The 19,679-nt window shown below is 72.5% G+C and carries 19 protein-coding genes; 9 read left to right on the top strand and 10 right to left on the bottom strand.

Translation table 11 applies throughout. The features are described 5' to 3' along the window. Positions 1 to 26: 26 nt before the first annotated feature. The 5 genes from P3G67_RS09420 to sodN form a co-directional block, all read right to left on the bottom strand. Entirely contained in the window at positions 27 to 1,031 is a 1,005-nt protein-coding gene (locus P3G67_RS09420; protein ID WP_269853255.1) for an RNA polymerase sigma factor SigF, read from the bottom strand. Positions 1,032 to 1,185: 154 nt separating this feature from the next. Further along, the gene (locus P3G67_RS09415; RefSeq protein WP_255919192.1) at positions 1,186 to 1,599 is read right to left on the bottom strand and encodes an anti-sigma regulatory factor; all 414 of its coding nucleotides are present in this window, start codon (positions 1,597 to 1,599) and stop codon (positions 1,186 to 1,188) included. A gap of 263 nt (positions 1,600 to 1,862) precedes the next feature. Continuing rightward, positions 1,863 to 2,405 carry a GNAT family N-acetyltransferase gene (locus P3G67_RS09410; protein WP_276093014.1) on the bottom strand — a complete coding sequence of 181 codons (543 nt, stop codon included), beginning with the start codon at positions 2,403 to 2,405 and terminating at the stop codon, positions 1,863 to 1,865. 93 nt (positions 2,406 to 2,498) lie between these two features. After that, complete coding sequence (locus P3G67_RS09405; RefSeq protein WP_276093013.1) at positions 2,499 to 3,398, bottom strand: 1-aminocyclopropane-1-carboxylate deaminase/D-cysteine desulfhydrase; 900 nt, start codon at positions 3,396 to 3,398, stop codon at positions 2,499 to 2,501. 155 nt (positions 3,399 to 3,553) lie between these two features. After that, a complete protein-coding gene (gene sodN / locus P3G67_RS09400) occupies positions 3,554 to 3,949 on the bottom strand; it encodes a superoxide dismutase, Ni (RefSeq protein ID WP_276093012.1) in 396 nt (131 codons plus the stop codon). Positions 3,950 to 4,088: 139 nt separating this feature from the next. Here sodN and sodX point away from each other — a divergent pair, with 139 nt between their 5' ends. Further along, positions 4,089 to 4,502 (top strand): nickel-type superoxide dismutase maturation protease, encoded by a 414-nt coding sequence (sodX, locus tag P3G67_RS09395; RefSeq protein WP_269853251.1) that lies wholly within the window; start codon positions 4,089 to 4,091, stop codon positions 4,500 to 4,502. Between the two features lie 15 nt (positions 4,503 to 4,517). Here sodX and P3G67_RS09390 read toward each other — a convergent pair whose 3' ends face one another. Then, positions 4,518 to 5,099 carry a CGNR zinc finger domain-containing protein gene (locus P3G67_RS09390; protein WP_276093011.1) on the bottom strand — a complete coding sequence of 194 codons (582 nt, stop codon included), beginning with the start codon at positions 5,097 to 5,099 and terminating at the stop codon, positions 4,518 to 4,520. Between the two features lie 96 nt (positions 5,100 to 5,195). Here P3G67_RS09390 and P3G67_RS09385 point away from each other — a divergent pair, with 96 nt between their 5' ends. Beyond that, positions 5,196 to 5,963, top strand: a complete 768-nt coding sequence (locus P3G67_RS09385) for a class I SAM-dependent methyltransferase (protein WP_276093010.1) — start codon at positions 5,196 to 5,198, stop codon at positions 5,961 to 5,963. A gap of 189 nt (positions 5,964 to 6,152) precedes the next feature. Here the strand turns inward: P3G67_RS09385 and P3G67_RS09380 are convergent, their stop codons facing one another. Beyond that, entirely contained in the window at positions 6,153 to 7,352 is a 1,200-nt protein-coding gene (locus P3G67_RS09380) for an NAD(P)-dependent malic enzyme (protein ID WP_276093009.1), read from the bottom strand. 518 nt (positions 7,353 to 7,870) lie between these two features. Here P3G67_RS09380 and P3G67_RS09375 point away from each other — a divergent pair. Further along, positions 7,871 to 8,833 carry a zinc-binding dehydrogenase gene (locus P3G67_RS09375; RefSeq protein WP_269853881.1) on the top strand — a complete coding sequence of 321 codons (963 nt, stop codon included), beginning with the start codon at positions 7,871 to 7,873 and terminating at the stop codon, positions 8,831 to 8,833. Positions 8,834 to 8,871: 38 nt separating this feature from the next. Here P3G67_RS09375 and P3G67_RS09370 read toward each other — a convergent pair whose 3' ends face one another. The 3 genes from P3G67_RS09370 to P3G67_RS09360 all read right to left on the bottom strand — a co-directional run bounded on the left by P3G67_RS09370 (position 8,872) and on the right by P3G67_RS09360 (position 10,958). Next, complete coding sequence (locus P3G67_RS09370) at positions 8,872 to 9,822, bottom strand: PadR family transcriptional regulator (RefSeq protein WP_276093008.1); 951 nt, start codon at positions 9,820 to 9,822, stop codon at positions 8,872 to 8,874. Position 9,823: 1 nt separating this feature from the next. Next, complete coding sequence (locus tag P3G67_RS09365; RefSeq protein ID WP_276093007.1) at positions 9,824 to 10,681, bottom strand: DUF4097 family beta strand repeat-containing protein; 858 nt, start codon at positions 10,679 to 10,681, stop codon at positions 9,824 to 9,826. A 97-nt stretch (positions 10,682 to 10,778) separates the two neighbouring features. Then, the gene (locus P3G67_RS09360) at positions 10,779 to 10,958 is read right to left on the bottom strand and encodes a DUF6104 family protein (protein WP_269853245.1); all 180 of its coding nucleotides are present in this window, start codon (positions 10,956 to 10,958) and stop codon (positions 10,779 to 10,781) included. 219 nt (positions 10,959 to 11,177) lie between these two features. On the opposite strand from P3G67_RS09360, the gene P3G67_RS09355 reads away from it, so the two are divergent. From P3G67_RS09355 to P3G67_RS09330, 6 genes are all read left to right on the top strand, one after another. Further along, positions 11,178 to 11,603 (top strand): CU044_2847 family protein, encoded by a 426-nt coding sequence (locus tag P3G67_RS09355; RefSeq protein ID WP_269853244.1) that lies wholly within the window; start codon positions 11,178 to 11,180, stop codon positions 11,601 to 11,603. Continuing rightward, positions 11,600 to 13,612 carry a VMAP-C domain-containing protein gene (locus P3G67_RS09350; protein ID WP_276093006.1) on the top strand — a complete coding sequence of 671 codons (2,013 nt, stop codon included), beginning with the start codon at positions 11,600 to 11,602 and terminating at the stop codon, positions 13,610 to 13,612. Before P3G67_RS09355 ends, P3G67_RS09350 begins: the two co-directional genes overlap by 4 nt. Positions 13,613 to 13,706: 94 nt before the next feature. Beyond that, entirely contained in the window at positions 13,707 to 14,726 is a 1,020-nt protein-coding gene (locus P3G67_RS09345) for an AAA family ATPase (protein ID WP_269853242.1), read from the top strand. Positions 14,727 to 14,732: 6 nt separating this feature from the next. Continuing rightward, positions 14,733 to 17,999 (top strand): SAV_2336 N-terminal domain-related protein, encoded by a 3,267-nt coding sequence (locus P3G67_RS09340; RefSeq protein ID WP_276093005.1) that lies wholly within the window; start codon positions 14,733 to 14,735, stop codon positions 17,997 to 17,999. Then, positions 17,996 to 18,190 carry a YxD-tail cyclophane-containing RiPP peptide gene (locus tag P3G67_RS09335; protein ID WP_276093004.1) on the top strand — a complete coding sequence of 65 codons (195 nt, stop codon included), beginning with the start codon at positions 17,996 to 17,998 and terminating at the stop codon, positions 18,188 to 18,190. The genes P3G67_RS09340 and P3G67_RS09335 overlap by 4 nt, the downstream gene beginning before the upstream one ends. Positions 18,191 to 18,326: 136 nt before the next feature. Next, positions 18,327 to 19,658 (top strand): FxsB family cyclophane-forming radical SAM/SPASM peptide maturase, encoded by a 1,332-nt coding sequence (locus P3G67_RS09330; RefSeq protein ID WP_276093003.1) that lies wholly within the window; start codon positions 18,327 to 18,329, stop codon positions 19,656 to 19,658. Positions 19,659 to 19,679 lie beyond the last annotated feature (21 nt).

Raw genomic sequence — 19,679 nt, 5'->3', positions numbered from 1 at the left:
GGGGCGGGGCTCCCGACCCCCGGGGCTCACTCCTCGACCAGCAGCCTGTCGCGGAGCTGGGCGAGGGTACGGGCCAGCAGCCGGGAGACGTGCATCTGGGAGATGCCGACCTCCTGGGCGATCTGCGACTGGGTCATGTTGCCGAAGAACCGCAGCAGCAGGATCTTCTTCTCCCGCGGCGGCAACTGCTCCAGCAGCGGTTTGAGGGACTCCCGGTACTCCACGCCCTCCAGCGCGTCGTCCTCCGCGCCGAGGGTGTCGGCGACCGCCGGGGACTCGTCGTCGGTGTCCGGCACGTCCAGCGAGAGCGTGCTGTAGGCGTTGGCCGACTCCAGGCCCTCCAGGACCTCCTCCTCGGAGATCTTCAGATGCTCGGCCAGCTCGTGCACCGTCGGCGCCCGGCCGTGCTCCTGTGACAGCTCCCCGGTGGCGGTGGTCAGCGCCAGCCGCAGCTCCTGGAGCCTGCGCGGCACGCGGACCGCCCAGCCCTTGTCCCGGAAGTGCCGCTTGATCTCGCCGACCACCGTGGGCGTCGCGTAGGTGGAGAACTCCACCCCGCGATCCGGGTCGAAGCGGTTCACCGACTTGATCAGGCCGATGGTGGCGACCTGTGTCAGGTCGTCCAGCGGCTCACCGCGGTTGCGGAACCGCCGGGCCAGGTGCTCGACCAGCGGAAGGTGCATCTGCACCAGCCGGTTGCGCAGCGCCTCCCGCTCCGGTGAGCCCTCCGGCAGCCTGCTCAGCTCCACGAACAGCGCCCGCGCCCCGGACCGGTCCTGCGGGCCCTCCGGCTCGTGCGCGCCGTCGGAGTCCTGCCGCTCGACCTGGTCCATGGGCTCCGCCTGCTCCACCGCGTCCGTTCCGTCGGTGCGCGGCACGGGGTGGTGCCGCGCGTGCTGCCGCCGGGCCGCGGGAGTGGGCTGGGCGGGCACGGCGAGGCCGCGCCCGCCGGTACCGATGCGGCGTCCCGCCTGCTCGGGCAGCTCGGTGGCGCGTTCCGGGGTCAGTTCCCGAGGAGGTTCAGTGCTCATGGCGATCCCCCGTTCCGTTCACGGTTGAACCGTAATCGCCCGGCACGCGTACCGGGACACGCTGGTCACGCGCAGGGCCGGACCTACGGCCGCCGCGGTGTGCGCGGTCGCCAGGGCTCCTGGGAAACCAGAGGACTTCCTGCATCTGGGAACCTCACGACTGTCCAGGGCCGGCGCCGCGCTTCTTGTGCAGGCTGATGCTGACCGTGTTGTCCTCGGCCACGCTGGAGTCCACCTCACCGGCGAGTGCGGAGAGCACCGTCCAGGCGAAGGTGTCGCGCTCCGGGGCGCGGCCGTCGGTGGTGGGCGCCGACACGGTCACCCACAGCGCGTCCTCGACCAGCCGGAACACGCATGAGAGCACGCTGCCGGGGACGGCCTGCTGCAGCAGGATGGCGCACGCCTCGTCCACGGCGATGCGCAGGTCTTCGATCTCGTCGAGGGTGAAGTCCAAGCGGGCTGCGAGTCCGGCGGTCGCCGTTCGCAGTACCGAGAGGTAGGCCCCCGCCGCGGGCAGCCGGACCTCCACGAAGTCCTTCGACCCGGGCTCGCCTGCGATCTGGGACACCCTCACCTCCAAGGTGGCACACGGTGGTTGAGCTTGATGGCTGCCGTTCCGCCGCGCGTGGCGGTGGTACGACTGGTAAGCGGTCCGTACACTCCGAGTAACGGAACTCGTTGCGCACCGTCCAGGGACGGTATCGCGATCTGTGCCCCGGTGTCGCCCGGACCAAGCACGCCTGTCCCCATAGAGGGGCTCACTTTCAGCACCTCCCGGTTGTCACTCATGGTAAGCCTATGAGTACGGACAGTGGCTAGGGGTCTGCGGTCTCAATTCGAAAGCGGTATCGCGCGATTGGGGTTTGGCGAGGCCACAGAGGCCACAGTGGCGCTTGAGGCCAGAGCGCGCAGTGGTCCGCCGGTCAACCGGTGAACCGTCCACTCTTCCATGGCCACCGCGCCCAGCGACTTGTAGAAGCCGATCGACGGCTCGTTCCAGTCCAGCACCGACCACTCGAAGCGCTCGTATCCCCGCTCCACGCAGATCCGGGCCAGTTCGGCCAGTAGCGCCTTGCCGTGCCCGCCGCCGCGCGCCTCGGGGCGTACGTACAGGTCCTCCAGGTATACGCCGTGGGTGCCGGTCCATGTCGAGTAGTTGCGGAACCACAGCGCGAAACCGACGGCCCGCGGCCCACCCTCGACGGACGCTTCCTCCGCGATCAGCGCGAAGGCGGCCGGATGCGCCCCGAACAGCGCGTCGCGCAGCTGCTCCGGGGTGGCCCGCGCGTCCTCCAGCGACCGCTCGTAATCCGCCAGTTCGCGGATCATGGCGTGGATCGCCGGGATGTCGGCGGTGGTCGCGGCTCGAATCATGCCCCCCAGGCTAACCGGACGGTCAGACATCCGGACCCGGAAGGGAGGACCGATCCCACCGAAACCGATTCCGCCGGTATTCCGGGAGCGGGGTCAGCCGGTGATGACCGCCGCCACCCTCGTGCCGGGAGCGAAAGCGCCCTCCGCGGCGAGTGCGTACGTCCCGTAGAGCATTTTCGCCACATACGTGAGGTCGGGATTCAGCCCGTGCCGTTCGGCGAACTCGTCGGCGAATTCCCGTAGTTCGGGCGTGATACGGGCGTATCCGCCGCAGTGGAAACGCGTGTCGAGCCGCCAGTCGCCGCGCCGCCCACCGAAAGCGGCCTGTTGCAGCCGCTGGATTTCGCCGTCGAGGAATCCGCCGCCCTTGAGCACCGGGAAACCGACCGCCCGCTGGGTGCCGTGGTCGAGCCCGGCGGCCAGCCCGGCCAGCGTGCCCCCGGTGCCGCAGGCGACGGTGACCACGTCCGCTACACCGCGCAGCTCACGGCCGAGGTCGGCGCATCCGGTGGCGGCGGCCGCGTTGCTGCCGCCTTCCGGGACCAGGTAGAAGCGGCCGAACCGGCGCTCCAGGCCGGCGACCACATCGGGCTCGGTCTTGCGCCGGTACGTCGCGCGGTCGATGAAGTGCAGCCGCATCCCGTCCTCGGCGGCCCGCGCCAGCGACGGATTCAACGGCCGGTCGGCCAGCTCCGCGCCCCGCACCACGCCCACGGTGTGGAACCCCAGCAACCGTCCGGCGGCGGCGGTGGCCCGCAGATGGTTCGAGTACGCCCCGCCGAAGGTGAGCAACGTACGGTGTCCGCCGTCAATGGCCGCCTGTACGTTGAGCCGCAGCTTGCGGTACTTGTTGCCCGGAATCCGGGGATGTATCAGGTCATCCCGCTTCAGCAGCAACTCGACCCCCCACCGCGCCAGCCGCTCGTCCACGACGCCCACAAGCGGCGAAGGCAGCCGCGGCTCAAGCGCGTCAAGGCAGGCAGGTGCGGTCACCCGGCCATTCTCGCCGAATCCGGCGGATCTTTCCGCACGGCGAAAGCCGACCGCCCCAGGTCCGTGGTGGACCGGGGGCGGCTGGTGATCTGTGAAGGTGGTGTCCTCGCAGATCCGGCTTCTGCCTTGGAGGGCCGAAGAAAGCTGAGCGAAGGTCAGGCCTTCTTGGTCTCCCAGAAGATCCTGTCGATCTCGGCGATCAGCTCAAGGGCCTTCTCGCCGGTCTTCGGGTCGTTGGACGCCTTGGCCGCGCTCAGGGCCTTGAGGGTGTCGTTCACCAGCTGGTGCAGCTGCGGGTACTTCTCGAAGTGCGGGGCCTTGAAGTAGTCGCTCCACAGCACCGAGACGTGGTGCTTGGCCAGCTCGGCGCGCTGCTCCTTGATGATCAGGGCACGGGTGCGGAAGTCCGCGTCCTCGTTGGCCTGGTACTTCTCCTGGACGGCCTTGACGGACTCGGCCTCGATACGGGCCTGGGCCGGGTCGTAGACGCCGCAGGGCAGGTCGCAGTGGGCGCTGACCTTGACCTTCGGCGCGAACAGGCGAGAGAACATGGCTGTCCTTCCTTGTGATCGTCTTTGCAGATGGGACATTACTCCCTGAGGAGTCCCATTTACCGGGTGCCCCCTGGTGCTTAGGACAAAAGTCTGGTGTCACCCTGGACCCGGTGGAGGATCTGACAGGAGGCTCGGCATGCGCCAGCAGGGGGCAAGGCTGCCGTTCGGACTCGCAGAGGTGACGGGGCCTTCGATGGTGCCGACGCTGCACCACGGGGACCAGTTGCTCGTCCGCTACGGGGCGGCGGTGCGTGCCGGCGACGTGGTGGTGCTGCGGCATCCGTTGCAGCAGGACCTGCTGATCGTCAAACGGGCGGTGGAGCGGCGGGACGCCGGCTGGTGGGTGCTGGGGGACAACCCGTTCGCCGAGTCGGACAGCCGGATGTTCGGGACGGTCCCCGACGATCTGCTGCTCGCCCGGGTGCTGGGGCGGTTCCGGCCGCCGCGCGGGCTGCGGCGGACTCCCGTGGCAGCGGTCTCCTGGGCGGTCGGCGCGCTGCGGCCGGTGTGGTCCGACCGGTCGGTCTCCCGCCGTACGCGGGCGCGTTAGCGGTCGCCGGGCCGCTCAGCCCTGCGCGTTCTGCCGCTGCACCTGCCGTTTGCGGGCGCGGTACGCGGCCACGTTGGCCCGGGTCGCGCAGCGGTCGGAGCAGTAGCGGCGCGAGCGGTTGGTCGAGGTGTCGATGTAGGCGTTGCGGCACGAGGCGGCCTGGCAGACGCCCAGCCGGTCCGCGCCGAGTGCGGTGAGCTGGAAGGCCAGGCCCATGCAGGCGGGCGCGGTGTAGGCGGCCGTGGCGTTGTTGGCGTGGTCGGCCAGGTGCATGTGCCACTGCGGGCGGCCCTGGTCGTCCAGGTCGCCGTGGCCGGAGATCTGCGGGCTGACCGGGTACTCCAGCATCAGCGCGTTGAGCAGGTCCACGGCCCGCACCTCGTCGCCCTCGGCGGCGGCCTCGAAGACCGCGCGCAGCCTGGTGCGTACCGCGCGCAGCCGGGTCACGTCGGCGTCGCCCGCCCGGCGGGCGGCCTGGCGGTTGGGGCCGAAGAGTTCGCGCACCGCCTCGACCGAGGAGAGGGCGTCCTCGCCGTGGTCCGGGCGCTCGGTGTTCACGAGCCGCACGGCATAGTCCGAGTAATAAGCCAGCTCCACTTGTGGTCCTTACTCAGTGCGGTCTAGGGTCGGGCTTGCGGCGACGCTGTAATGGGCGCAACCGCTACCAGGGTATTACGAGCAGGGGTGGCCGTGATGACGGAAACAAGCATCGTTCCCGCCGACTGGCAAGCATGGCAGCACAGCTGGGACCGCCAGCAGGAGTGGTACCTGCCGGACCGCGAGGAGCGGTTCCGGGTGATGCTCGACCTCGTGGAGGCGGTGGCCGGTCCGGCGCCGGTCGTGCTGGACCTGGCCTGCGGCACCGGCAGCATCTCCGACCGGCTGCTCAAGCGGCTGCCCGAGGCGCGCTCGACCGCGCTCGACCTCGACCCGGCGCTGCTCACCATCGCGCGGGGGCACTTCGCGGACGAGCCGCGGATCCAGTTCGTCACCGCCGATCTGCGTGACCCCGACTGGACGCGGAAGCTGCCGCACCGCGAGTACGACGCGGTGCTCACCGCCACCGCGCTGCACTGGCTGCAGACCGAGCCGCTGGCCCGGGTGTACGGGCAGATCGCGGGCGTGCTCAAGGACGGCGGGGTGTTCATGAACGCCGACCACATGCCGGATCCGGCCACTCCGCGGATCAACGCGGCCGAACAGGCGCTGCGGCACGCGCGAATGGAGCGCGAGCGGGCGGCGAGCGGGGTGCCGGACTGGCGGGAGTGGTGGCAACTGGCCGCCGCCGACGACCAGTTGGCGGACGCGGTGGCCCGGCGGTACGAGATCTTCGGTGACCACGCGGACGGTGAGCCGCATCCCGTCGAGTGGCACGCCCGGACCCTGCGGGACGCGGGCTTCAGCGAGGCGCGGGCGGTGTGGCGCTCGGTGCCGGACGCGGTGGTCCTGGGCCTCAAGTAGGGCCGCTTCGCCGGTACCGGACGGCGGTCCGTCCGGTACCGGCCGGGCCACGCTGCGGGGTGCTCGTCGGCGCGCCGGATCTGGCTGGGGGTAGGTCGCCGATGCGCCTGGCGGCTTGGGGGTAGTCCCCCAAGCCGCCATGTGGTCCTGCGTTTCAGGGAGTTGGGGAGCCTGCCCCCAAGATCCCCTCTACCGGCGGGCGACGCCCTCCGCGCGGGCCGCTGCGGCGACCGCCTTGGTGACCGCCGGAGCCACACGGGGGTCGAAGGGAGACGGGATGACGCAGTCCGCGCTCAACTCGTCGTGGACGACCGCGGCCAGCGCCTCGGCGGCGGCGATCTTCATGCCCTCGGTGATCCGCGAGGCCCGGACCTGGAGGGCGCCCGCGAAGATGCCGGGGAAGGCCAGCACGTTGTTGATCTGGTTCGGGTAGTCGCTGCGCCCGGTGGCGACCACCGACGCGTACTTGTGCGCGACGTCCGGGTGGATCTCCGGGTTCGGGTTGGCCATCGCGAAGACGTACGCGCCCTTGGCCATGGTGGCGACCGCCGCCTCCGGCACCGTGCCGCCGGAGACGCCGATGAACACGTCGGCACCGGACAGCGCGTCCTCCAAACCGCCCGTGATGCCCGCCTTGTTGGTGAAACCAGCCAACTCCCGCTTGACGTCGGTCAGATCGGTGCGGCCGCTGTGCACCACGCCCCTGCGGTCGGTGACCGCGACATCGCCGATGCCCGCCTCCACCAGGATCTTGGCGATCGCCACCCCGGCGGCGCCCGCCCCGGAGATCACCGCCCGCAGCTCGCCCAGCGAACGTCCGGTCAGCACGGTCGCGTTGCGCAGCGCGGCGAGCGTGACCACCGCCGTGCCGTGCTGGTCGTCGTGGAACACCGGGATGTCCAGCCGCTCCTGGAGCCTGCGCTCGATCTCGAAGCAGCGCGGCGCGGAGATGTCCTCCAGGTTGACCCCGCCGAACGAGGGCGCCAGCCGGACCACCGTGTCCACGATCTCGTCCGTGTCCGTGGTGTCGAGCGCGATCGGCACCGCGTCCACCCCGCCGAACTGCTTGAACAAGATGGCCTTGCCCTCCATCACCGGCAGCGACGCCTCCGGACCGATGTCACCGAGACCCAGCACCGCCGTACCGTCCGTGACCACCGCCACCACCTGGGACTTCCAGGTGTAGTCGTGGACGAGTTCGGGCTGTTCCGCGATCGCGGTGCAGACCTTGGCGACCCCCGGCGTGTAGGCGAGCGACAAGTCGTCGCGGTCGCGCACCGGCACCGTCGCGCTGATCTCCATCTTTCCGCCGCGGTGCAATGCGAACGCCGGATCGATCAGTTCGCTCTGATCGGCGTCGCTACGAGGGTTGATGATCTCCGCTGCCACAATTGACCCCTTTGTCGAAATGCTTGTTGAGGGTACTCCCCCCGGTTCGGGGAGGGCGGGGCGGCGTCCGTCGTCTCCGCGGTGGGAGGCGTACGGCCGCCGTGCGCGTCGCACTCACGCACTGGACCCCGGGTGAGGGGTGGAATGATCCGTTCTACCGGATAACTGTTTCTACTGACGAGTCCATAAATTCTCCCTGCCGCGTCCCGAACGGCCGGTTAATTGCGGCTGTTGCCCGAATGTCGGGAAGTGGAGCGCGGGGATGTACGACTCGTACAGCGGTGCCCATCGCGGTCCGGCCCTGGTGTTCCGGCCCGATGGGGCAACGGGGATCGCCCGTTTTCCGATTTTGACACACCCGGCTCGCGAATGGGCGGCGCCCGGTTGGCGAGCAGCACGGATCACACCGGGCATGAGGGTCTCGCCGAACGCTTCGGGCGGTACCGGTCCGGGTGATGTGCGTCGCTTCACGGAGCGGGGACTGGTGGGCAAACGCCCGTGGGATTAGCTTCATGACCATGTTCGCCGCCTATGCCACTCGTTTCGACCGTGACCAGCCGCTCAGCGGGCTGGAGTTGGGGGAGCGTCCCGAACCGGACGCGCGGCCGGGCTGGACGGTCGTGGACGTCAGAGCAGCCTCGATCAACCACCACGACCTGTGGTCGCTGCAGGGCGTCGGGCTGACCGAGGAGAGTCTGCCGATGATCCTGGGCTGCGACGCGGCCGGGGTGGACGCGGACGGCAACGAGGTCGTCGTGCACTCGGTGATCGGGCAGTCGGGGCACGGGGTCGGCCCGCGTGAGCCGCGCTCCATCCTCACCGAGCGCTACCAGGGCACCTTCGCCGAGCGGGTGGCGGTACCGGCGTGGAACGTACTGCCCAAGCCCAGGGAACTCACCTTCGAGCAGGCGGCCTGTCTGCCCACCGCGTGGCTCACCGCGTACCGGATGCTGTTCACCAACGCGAACGTGCGGCCCGGTGATTCGGTGCTGGTGCAGGGGGCGGGGGGCGGCGTGGCCACCGCCGCGATCGTCCTGGGCAAGGCGGCGGGGCTGCGGATCTTCGCCACCAGCCGGGACGCGGTGAAGCGGGCGCGCGCCGTCGAGTTGGGCGCCGAGGAGGCCTTCGAACCGGGGGCGCGGCTGCCGCACCGGGTGGACGCGGTGATCGAGACGGTCGGGGCGGCCACCTGGTCGCACTCGGTCAGGTCGCTGCGGCCCGGCGGTACGTTGGTGATCTCCGGCGCGACCAGCGGCAACACCCCCAAGGCGGGGGAGCTTAACCGGATCTTCTTCCTCGAACTGAAGGTCGTGGGCTCCACGATGGGCACCAAGGAGGAGCTGGCCGGCCTGCTCGACTTCTGCGCCGCCAGCTCGGTGCGGCCGGTGATCGATTCCGTACTGCCGCTCGACCAGGCCCGGGAGGGCCTGGCCAAGATGGCCTCCGGCGACCTGTTCGGCAAGGTCGTGCTGACGGTCTGAGGAGTTCTTCGGGGGAAGCCCGCCAGGCACCTCCCGCCTCACCGCCGCAGTACCGCTCCGATGTGGGCCGCGGCGCCGGCCAGGTGGCGGCGCACGTCCCGTAGCTGGGCCGCGGTGACCCCGTGGTCACGGGCGGCGTCGCGGATGTCGTCGCGGAAGCGGTCCAGCAGGCGTTCCAGGTCACGGGCCGGGTTGGTGGAGGCCGTGTCGTCCTCCGCCGCCCACTCGGGCGCGGTCTCCCGCGGAGACTCCGCCCTGACGTGCGACGGCCGGGAGGCGTCCGGGATGTCCTCCGTCGGGGTCTGCGACGCGGTGGCGCTTTCCCACGGACCGCGCGGGGCGTCCTCCGGGGACCTGCCGAAGCTGCTCATCTCGCGGCTGAACTGGGCCAGGCCCTCCTTCATCGCGCTCTGCCAGTCGCCCTGCCGGGCGTGCTCGCGCACCTCGTCCTGCACTCTGCGGACGATCCGCTGCACCTCCTCGCGGGCGAACGCCTGTGCCTCCCTGGCCTGTTGGCGGGCGGTGCGCGCCTCCTCCTTGGCCCGGCGGCTCTCCTCCTTCATCCGGCGGTACTCCTCGCGGCCACCGTCCCGCCCGTTGCTGCGGGCCTGCTGGGCGGCCTCGCGGACCTCGCGGCGCAGATCGCTGGCAGAGCCGCGGACGTCCTCGCGGATCTCGGCGGCCAGTTCGGAGACCGAGTCCCGGATCTCCTGCTCGAGGTCGGCCAACTCGCCCTGCCGGCCGGCCAGTTCCGCCCGCCCGCTGTCGGTCAGTGAGTAGACCTTGCGGCCGCCCTCGGTGGTGTGGGTGACCAGGCCCTCCTTCTCCAGCTTGGCCAGCCGGGGATAGACGGTTCCGGCCGAGGGGGCGTACAGGCCCTGGAAGCGCTCCTCCAGCAGCCGGATCACCTCGTAGCCGTGCCGCGGCGACTCGTCCAGCAGCTTGAGCAGGTAGAGCCGCAGGCGGCCGTGTGCGAAGACGGGGGGCATCTCAGACGTCCTTCCGCAGTGACGGGGCGTCCACCGGTTCCGCCGGTTCCAGCGGCGGCCTGCGCAGCAGCGCGATGGCGCCGGAGACCGTGGTGGCCTTGAGCCGGGCGGCGCCGTGCCCGATCCGGCCGGTGATCCGCTTGGCGCCCCACTGGTCGGTGACCCGCAGTTCGCCGAACGCGCACGAGACCGCGCCGCTGGCGGTGTTGGCGTCGACCTCCGCGTCCCCGGGCTCGGGGATGCGGATGGCGAGATCACCGGAGACGGTGTTGAGCTGGACCGCGGCGCCCGCGGAGGGGTCCAGGTCGAGCACCATGTTGCCGCTCACCGAGTCGGCCTTGACGTTGGAGCCGGTGCCCTCGATGACGGTCAGGTCGCCGGAGACGGTGCTGAACTTGAGGTCGCCGGAGAGGGCCTGCGCCTCGACGTTGCCGGAGACGCTGTCGGCCTGCACCGGGCCGGAGAGGCCGACCAGGGTGGTGTCGCCGCTGACGCCGTGCACCGCGGTGTCGCCGCAGACCCCGGAGACCACGGCCGTGGCGCCGACCGTGCCCACTTCCACCCGGGTGTCCGCGGGGACCGCGAGCGAGACCACGGCCTCCCGCTTCCAGCTCTTGCGGTCGAGCCAGCCGAGCAGTCCCTTCCAGGGCACGTCCTCGTAGCCGACGGTGAGCCTGCCCCCGTCATGGGTGACGATCAGCGGTGGTCCCTCGATCGCGGAGACCTCCAGCCGGGCGGCACCCTCGTCCGTCCCGACCACGTTGACCGTCCCGCCGACGATGCGGACGTGCAGGGCGGTGACGGGGCCGTCGAAGCTGATCTTCTGTGGTTCCGCCACGGTCCACGCATGGGCTGACATCCGGGCCTCCCGAGGCTGGGGTACACGCAACATATCGCGTCCTCTGCGAGACACGATATATCGCGTACTGGAGAAGTCAAGGGAGGCCCGGAGGTCTTTATTCCTCTTCCTCGTCGTCGAGGCGCGCCAGCCAGGTCGCCAGCCGCTCGACCGGGACCTCGAACTCGGGGTTGAGGTCGACGAACTCACGCAGTCGCTCGGCCAGCCACTCGAAGGTGACCTCCTCCTCACCGCGCCGGTCCTCCAGCTCCTCGATGCCGCGGTCCGTGAAGTACAAGGGGTGCTCCAGATCAGAAACAGGGACGTTTTCGGCCAGCTTAAGACCGCTCGGCCGCCCCTTCGTCCGCAGGCCCGGGGGCATGCGCACCCCCGCGGCCCCCGACGGGGTCGCTTTCGCGCCATCCCCTTAATTCACAGCCGTCCGGCGACTAGCCTGATCTTCCACCACGTCGCACACGGCGCGGGCCAGTCGCCCCGCCGGAGAGTGGAGGGGGCCATGGGGGAGCGGGTCGAGCGCATCGAACTGCCGGACGGGACCGAGGTGTGGGCCCGGCTGTCCGCGCCCGTCCTCGCGGACGGCGAGGAGTACGGGGACTACGAGGACGTCGGCGCCCTCGACGGGGTCGTCGCCCGGGTCCAGCACCTGCGCGGCCTGATCACCGGCGTCGCCGCCTCGGTACGGGACGCGGCGGAGCGGGCCGCGCCCGACGAGGTCAGCGTCGAGTTCGGGGTGGAACTGGCGGTCAAGTCCGGCGCGATCGTCAGCGTGCTGGCCGACGGCGAGTCCCGGGCCGCCCTCACCGTCACCCTGACCTGGCGGGACCGCCTCGGCCGGGAGCCCGAGCCGCCCCGGCACCCCCGGTCCGCGCTGGACGGCATGCCCAGCACCGTCCCGATGCCGCCGACCCCGCCCGCACCATGAACCCCGCACTGCGCCCTGCCGAGGCCGAGGCCCGGTTGCGCGAGCTGGCCCGCGAGGTGGCCGTCGCCATCCTGGCCGCGCCCGACGACACGGCGGAGTTCTGGGGCAGCGGCCTGCTGGTCGCCCCCGAGTGGGTACTGACCTGCGCACACGTGCTGGTGCGCCGGGACAGCCGGATGGGCCGCCGAAGGTGGGCCGGGGACGGCGAGATCGGCGTACGGGTCGGCGAACGCGTGCTGCCCGGCCGGGTGGTGTACGCACTGCCCGACCCCGAGGAGCTGACCGGCTGGGAACTCGGTGACGAGCGCGAGTACGAACTCGCCCCCGATCTCGCGCTGATCCGGCTGACCAGTCCCGTGGAGCACGGCTGCGCCTGGCTGAGCGACCGGGCGATCCCCCCGGTCAGCGGGCGGGTGGCCGCCGTCGGCTGGCGCAGGCCGGGGGAGACCATCGACCCCTGGGACGGCACCTGCACCGTTCCCGGCAACGACCGGATCGACGTCTTCCGGCTCGGCCCCGACTCGGAGATCCCGGCCGGGGTCTCCGGCAGCCTGGTGGTCGACCTGGCGCACGGCCGGGTCGTCGGCGTGGTCAAGGCCCGCCGCCGCAGCCGCGACGGCGGCAAGGCGGTACTGCTCACCGCGCTGCGCGCGCTCGCCGATTCCCGGCCGCTGGCACCGGAGTTGGCGCCGGAACGCGATCCGTACCAGGAGCTGGTGCGCGGCCACGACCGCTGGCACTACGGGCAGCAGCGGCCCCGCCGCCAGGCCCGTGCCACCTGGATCGACGTACAGGGCCAACTCTCCGATGTGATAGGCGAGTGGACCCCGTACGACCGGGCCAGGGCGCTGGGGCTGCTGGCCGAGCTGCCTCCGCCGCGCAGCGGGGGCGTGGTGCAGCGGCTGGTGGAGCGGGTGCTGGGGCCGGGCACGGTGCACGATCCGCTGCCGGTGGCCTGGCGGGACGGCCACGGCCTGCTGTACGAGCCGGAGGACGGCAAGCAGCTGCTGGCCTTCGTCACCTATCTGGTGCTGGTCGCCGAGGAGGTACGGGCGCAGGACCCGGCGGGCGCACGGGAGTTGCTGGAGTTCGCCATGAGCCGGGCGATCTCGCTGCCCGCGCCGGACCGCAACCGGCTGATGGAGCTGGTGGAGGCGATGACCGCGCAGGCCACCGCCGGGCAGGCCGCGGTGCTGGTCGCGCTGGCGCCGGTGGTCTGGGAGGAGGACCGGCCGGTCCGGTTCCGCTGGGAGATCCAGGTGGTCCGCTCGCCCGGGGACCGGCAGATCACCACGGTGTGCGACGAGCGGGACGGCGTCGGCTTCGAGGAGGCGGTGGCCCAGATCCAGGAGCCGCTGGCACTGGCCCTCGACCGGGCGGACGGCACCGGCCGCCCGGCCACCGTCGAACTCGCCCTCCCCGTCCACCACTTCGACACCGCCGCCCACCTGTGGACGCCCGGCCGACGGCAGCAACGGCACCGCCCGGCCCGGCCGATGGGCTCCCGCCGGCCGGTGGTGGTCCGGGACGTGGACCGGGTACCGCCCACCGCCGAGTGGCTGGGCCGGTGGAGCGGCGTCTCGCACAGCACCGGGCTGACCCCGCTGTCGCTGCCGGTACTGGACCGCAGCCCCGGCTACGAGAAGCTGCGCAACGCCCCCGTCGAGTCGGTGCCGGTGCTGTGCGGCCCGGTGGGCGACGGCGAGGCGCTGCAGACCATGTACGACGTACTGGACGCGGGCCACGGCATCGCGCTGTGGTGCGCCGAACCGCATCCGCCGGACGGCTGCGGGCCGCGGTGCGGCGTCTTCCGGCGCGAGGCCGAGCAACTGCTGGCGCACGTCGCGGGCGCCGCCGAACTCCCCGAGGCGATCAGGGTGCTGCGGGCCCGCGGCCATGACCTGCGGGACATACCCGGGTCCGGCGCCGGGCAGCGCTGGGCGGAGCACCTGGTGCTGCTGTACGACGACGCGGACAGCCCGCTGCCCGGCTTCGGGGGCGCACGGTGAGTCGGGGTCCGCTGACGGCGTGCCACCGTACGCGTCCGGAAAGCACTGTTGGTCTCCGCGTTGGTGGGTAGTGTCGTAAAGAGAGGAGCGCGAAGTGAACGAGTGGCTCATCTACCGAGGAACCGGTCGCCCGCACGAGGGCATCGACCGGTTGCCGGGTCCGCCGCCGTGGCGCAATTTCGACGGCCACCCGCTCGTCAGCCCACCCGCGCCGATCGACACCGCATCGACCCGGCGGCTGGGACTCCAGCAGGACCTCGCCGAGCAGTACCGGCCGAGCCCCACCGAGCTCGAACTCATCAACGCCGCACTGTACTTGCGCAGGCCGCTGCTGGTCACCGGCGAGCCCGGCAGCGGCAAGAGCACCCTGGCCCACGCGGTCGCCCATGAGCTGGGCCTGGGCCGGGTGCTGCGCTGGCCCATCGTCAGCCGGACGGTACTGCGCGACGGCCTGTACCAGTACGACGCGCTGGCCCGGCTGCAGGACCTGCAACTCGCCCGTACCGCACCGCTGCCGGACGCCGAGGAGCCGGCCGCGGACGGCATCGGCCGCTACGTCCGGCTCGGCCCGCTGGGTACCGCTTTGCTGCCCGCCGCCAAACCCCGGGTGCTGCTCGTCGACGAGCTCGACAAGAGCGACATCGACCTGCCCAACGACCTGCTCAACGCCCTGGAGGAAGGCGAGTTCGCCATCCCGGAGCTGGAGCGCATCGCCGACCGGCATCCCGAGGTCGAGGTACAGGACGACGACGGCGGCCGGGTCACCGTGCGCGGCGGCCGGGTACGCTGCCGCGCCTTCCCCTTCGTCGTACTGACCAGCAACGGGGAGCGGGACTTCCCGGCGCCGCTGCTGCGCCGCTGCATCCACCTGCGGCTGAGCACTCCGGACGAGGAGCGGCTCGCCGCGATGGTGCGGGCGCACTTCGGGCCGGAGGCGGCGGAGCACCACGCGCCCGTCATCCGGCAGTTCCTCGACCGCAGGCCGGGCGAGCAGCGATCGGCCGACCAGCTGCTGAACGCCATCTACCTCACCCAGCAGGCCAAGGACGAGGACCTCGGCACTCGGGAGCGGCTCGCCGACGAACTGATGCAGCCGCTCAACCGGATGAGGTGATCCCCGATGGCCACCGGGTCGGACCCCTACCCGCGGCTGATCGCCCGGCTGCGGGCCGCAGGGATCGCTCCGGACGCCGAAGCGCTCGCCGACGCCCTTTGGCTGGCCCGCGCGATGGGCGCCCGGACCGACCCGCGGCCCCCCGCGGACGGTGACCGTCGGGATCCGGCCACAACCACCGCACCGTCCGCCGACCACCCGCCGCGCCCACCGCGGGAGCGCCCCGAGAGCGCCGGGGCCGCCGGGCCGGATGACGGCGAGCGTCGGGAGCCGGTGCGTCCCCTACGTCCCGACGGGCTGTCGCCGCAGGAGGAGTTCACCCAGATCCGGGTGCCGATCGCCGCCGCCTTCCCCGGGCTGCTGCCGCTGGAGCGCGCGTTGCGGCCGCTACAGCGCTACCGGCCACGGATCCAGCCGGTGTGCGGCGAACTGGACGAGACGGCCACCGCCGAGACCAGTGCCCGCAGCGGGCAGCTGATGCCGGTCTTCGAGGAGGTACGGCGCAGGGAGGCCAGCCTGCTGCTGGTCATGGACGACTCGCCGTCCATGGTGGTGTGGGACCAGATGCTCCAGGAACTGCGGCTGGTCTGCGAACACGTCGGCGCCTTCCGCGACGTCTGCGTCCAGTACCTGCGCTCCCGCCCCGACGGCCTGCCGGGCGTCGGCGCGGGACGCGACCCCGGTGAACCACTGGCCCCCGCCGACCGGTTGCGCGATCCGACCGGGCGCACCATCACGCTGCTGCTCAGCGACTGCTCCGGCGCGCTGTGGCGGCGCGGTGCGGCGCAGCGGCTGCTGCACCGGTTCGCGGGCACCGGCCCGGTCGCCGTGCTCCAGCCGCTGCCGCAGCGGATGTGGCCGCGCACCCTGTTGCCCGCCGAGCCCGGACTGCTGCGCGGCCCCGGCGGCCCGGGCGGGCGGCTGGACTTCGTACCGCGCCGCCGCCGCTCCCAGCCGCGCGCCCCCGGAGCGCTGGCCGTGCCGGTGCTGTCGCCCACCCAGTCGGCGCTCGGCGCGTGGGCCCGCGCGGTCGCCGGAACGGCCCCCTGCGCGCTGGACGCCTCCGCCGCCTGGGTGCACGACCGGCGCGAAGTGGCCCCTGTACCAAGGCAGTTCTCCGAACGCACCCCGGAGGACCTGGTCCAGGAGTTCCAGGCGGTCGCCTCCCCCGCGGCCCAGCACCTGGCCGTCTACCTGTCGGCGGCGCCGCTCGCCTACCCGGTGATGCAGTTGGTGCAGCGCGCGATGATGCCGCAGACCGGCCCGGTGGAGATGGCCGAGGTGCTGCTCAGCGGCCTGCTGCTGCGACACGAGGAGGAGCCCCGGCAGACCGACGCGCCGGAGCGGGAGAGCACCGGGCCGTGGTACGAGTTCGTGCCCGGGGTACGGGACGTGCTGCTGCGCAGGCTCGGCCTCGGCGAGGCGTCGCTGGTGCTCAAGCACTGCTCGCTCTACGTGGAGCGGGTGTTCGGGCGGCGGGCCCGCAACTTCCCGGCGATGGTGGTGGGTTATCTCTCCGGCGGCGCCGGACCGTCGGATTCCGGCGAGTTCGGCACCGTGCCGGTCCCGGAGCCGTTCGCGGAGGTGCCGCGCAAGGTGCTGCGCCGCTTCCAGCCCGGCGGCGTCGGGCCCGCCCCGGGCCAGCCCGCGCAGACCGGCCCGCAGGCCAGCGTCACACCGCCCGGCGGGGTGTTCATCGGCCACCAGGGACGCGTGGTGGACACCGCCCGGGACCGGCTGGCCCGCTTCCAGCGCCACGGCACCATCCGCGACCTGTGGGAGGCCATCCGCCTGCTGCGCACCGCGCCCGCCGACGACCGCCAGCCGCGCCGCACCGTACCGCTGCGCACACTGCTCGCCGAGTGCCTGCTGAGCCTGTGGGAGACCCGGCCGGACGACGGGACGCTGGTGGACGCCGAGCAGAACGCCCGGCTGGCCACCGAGTACGCCGTCGACAGCGGAGTGCTCGCCACCGACGCCGCCCGCGCCCATCTGGTGCTCGGCCGCGTGCTGCGGGCCCAGGCCGCACAGGCCGAACGGCCCGGACGCAAGGCCGAGTTGCTCGCCGAGGCGGCCGACAGCCTGGAGCGCTCGCACCGGCTGCTGCGCGGGGAGCCGCACGCGGCGCTTGAGGCGCAACTGTGCGGGGTGGAGGTGGCCAAGGAGCGGTACGACCTCGGCGGCGATCGCCATCTGCTGATCGGCGCCGCGCTGCGGCTGGACGAGGTGCTGGGCTCCTGGCCGTACCGCGAACCGCTGCCGGACCGGGCCCAGGTGGCCAGGGGCGGACTGCTGCTGGCGCTGTCCGAGGACGCCGCGCGGCGCGGGGCCGCCGACGAGGCCCGTTCGCTGGCGCTGCGCGCGGTCGCCGACTTCGAGGCGGTCGCCGCGACCGCCACCGATCCGTCACCGCAAACCTGCCAGGTGCTGCTGGAGTTGGCCGCCGCCCGGGCCGCCGCGGCCGCCGACCCGGGCGCCTTGGAGGCGCTGGCCGAGCTGCGCCGGGCGCTCGCGGTGGCCGACGCCCTGCCGGACCAGCCGGAGTTGACCCTGGAGTGCCTGCGGCGGCTCGGCCGGGCCCACGCCGCGCGCTACGCGCACACCGCCGACACCGCCGAACTGGCCGCCGCCGACCGGGCGTTCGCCCGCGCCCAGAGGCTGCTGCCCACCGATGACCCGGACCGCGCCCAACTGCTGGTGGAGCGCGGCAGGGTGCTGGCGGAGTGGACGGCGCGCGGCGGTGGCCTGGCGGTGGCCACCGACGCGGTGCGGGTGCTGCGCGAGGCGCTCGCCCAGACCCCGGAGAGCCATCCGCTGCTCGCCGAGCGGCGCCTGGTGTTCGGCCGGGCGCTACGGCAGCGGCGGGCGGTGGGCGGCGCGCAGACCGACCTGTACGAGGCCGAGTGGATACTGGACCGGGCCGCCCGTGGCGCCAGCCCGGGGAGCACGGACGCGATGGCGGCCCGCGCCTGGCTGGAGCACGGCGGGGTACTGCTGGACCTCGCGGAGGGCCCCGGCGCGGCGGAGAAGCGGGACCAGGCCGCCGAGTCGTTCCGCCGCGCGGCCGACAGCGCGCTGCGCGCGGGCGAACTGCTGCTCGCCGCCCAGGCGTACCACCAGCGCGGCACCGTGCTGGAGCGCACCGCCGGGCGGGCCAGGGCCCTGGAGGCCTACCGTTGCGCATGGGAGCTGTGGCAGCGTTCCGGGGCGGCCGGGGGACCGCAGGCCCGCTCCACCCGGGAGCGGATGCTGGCGTTGGAGGAACCGGAGTGATCAGTACGCGCGAGGCGGGGCCATGGCTGTCGGCCGAGGAGCCGCTGCCCGACTACGCCGGGCTCGACCTGGACGCACTGGCGGAGCGCACCGCCCATCCGGTGCTGGGCGCGGTGCTCGCCGGGCTGCGCGACAGGGCACGGCACGCCGCGGACGCCGTCGCGTACCACGAGGACTCGCCCGACCGCTGACCGGTTCCGGCCCCTGTCGGCGCGGCGGGCGGGAAAGGGGCGGCGGAGCGGGGAAAACCGGGCGCAGGGCGGGAGGAATCAGTCAGTCGCCGGTCGAATATGTTTGCGCCAACTCCTTTGCGGCCATGCACGCTTCATGAGTGAGGTCGAAGGATCAGCGTTCGCCCCCTGGCCCCTCGCCGCACTCGACGTCCCGGCACTGCGTGCGGCGGGCCGACAACCGGTCCCCCTGCGGCAGTTCGTGCTCAAGGTACACAGCCGGTGCAACCTGGCCTGCGACTACTGCTACATCTACCAGGGCCGCGACCGCAGTTGGCGGGACCGTCCGGCACGCACCCCGAGCGCCACCATGCGCCGCACCGCTCAGCGTGTCGCCGAGCACGTGCGGCGGCACGGACTGCGGGAGATCCGGGTCGACCTGCACGGCGGCGAACCCCTGATGACCGGCCCCGGCACGGTGCTCGAATACGCCGAGGCGGTGCGCTCGGCGCTGCCCGCGGGCCGCACCGCGCACATCACCGTGCAGACCAACGGCACCCTGCTCACCGCCCACACGCTGGACCGGCTGACCGCCGCCGGGATCCGGGTCGGGCTCAGCCTCGACGGCGGCACGGCCGCGCTCAACGCCCGCCGCACCGACCACGCCGGGCGGCCCTCCTGGCCCGCGGCCTCCCGTGCCGCACGGCTGCTCGCCGACCGGCCGGACGGCTACGCCGGACTGCTGTGCACCATCGACCTGTCCGCCGACCCCGCGCTCGTCTACCACTCGCTGGCCGCGCTGCGCCCGCCCAGCCTCGACCTGCTGCTGCCGCACGCCAACTGGACCGCGCCGCCACCGGGGTTACCGCACCGGCCGCCGTGGGCCGCGCGCCACGCCCGCGCCGTGCCGTACGGGACGTGGCTGGCCACCGTCTTCGACCTGTGGTGGGACGGCGAACCCGGGCCGCGGGTAAGGCTGTTCACCGAGATCATCGCGCTGCTGCTCGGCCTGCCCAGCCGCACCGAGTCGGTCGGCCTGTCACCGAGCGCGGCACTGGTGGTGGACACCGACGGCGCGATCGAGCAGGTCGACTCGCTCAAGACCGCGTACGAGCACGCCCCCGCGACCGGCCTGGACGTCTTCCGCAACACCTTCGACCAGGCGCTCGACCACCCCGGGGTGGTCGCCCGGCAACTCGGCGCCGACGGCCTCGGCGCCACCTGCCGCGGCTGCCCGGTGGTACGAGTGTGCGGCGGCGGCAACTACACCCACCGGTACCTGGAGGGCAGCGGTTTCCGTCATCCTTCGGTGTACTGCGCCGACCTGGAGCACCTGATCCGGCACATCGCGCGTCGGCTCAATACGGCACTCGCGCACCACGATTCCGTTACCCTGCCCGACAGAGGGTCAGCTACGCGGACGGACAGGGGGTTTCGGCCGGGGCCCGGTGATCAGCCCCCGGAAGAAGGCATTCGGGCAGAACGGTAAGCGGCAGAGGGAGACGGTCGG

This window comes from Streptomyces silvisoli (assembly GCF_029269905.1).
Lineage (GTDB): Bacteria > Actinomycetota > Actinomycetes > Streptomycetales > Streptomycetaceae > Streptantibioticus_A > Streptantibioticus_A silvisoli_A.
This window is presented reverse-complemented; position numbering and strand designations above follow the sequence as displayed.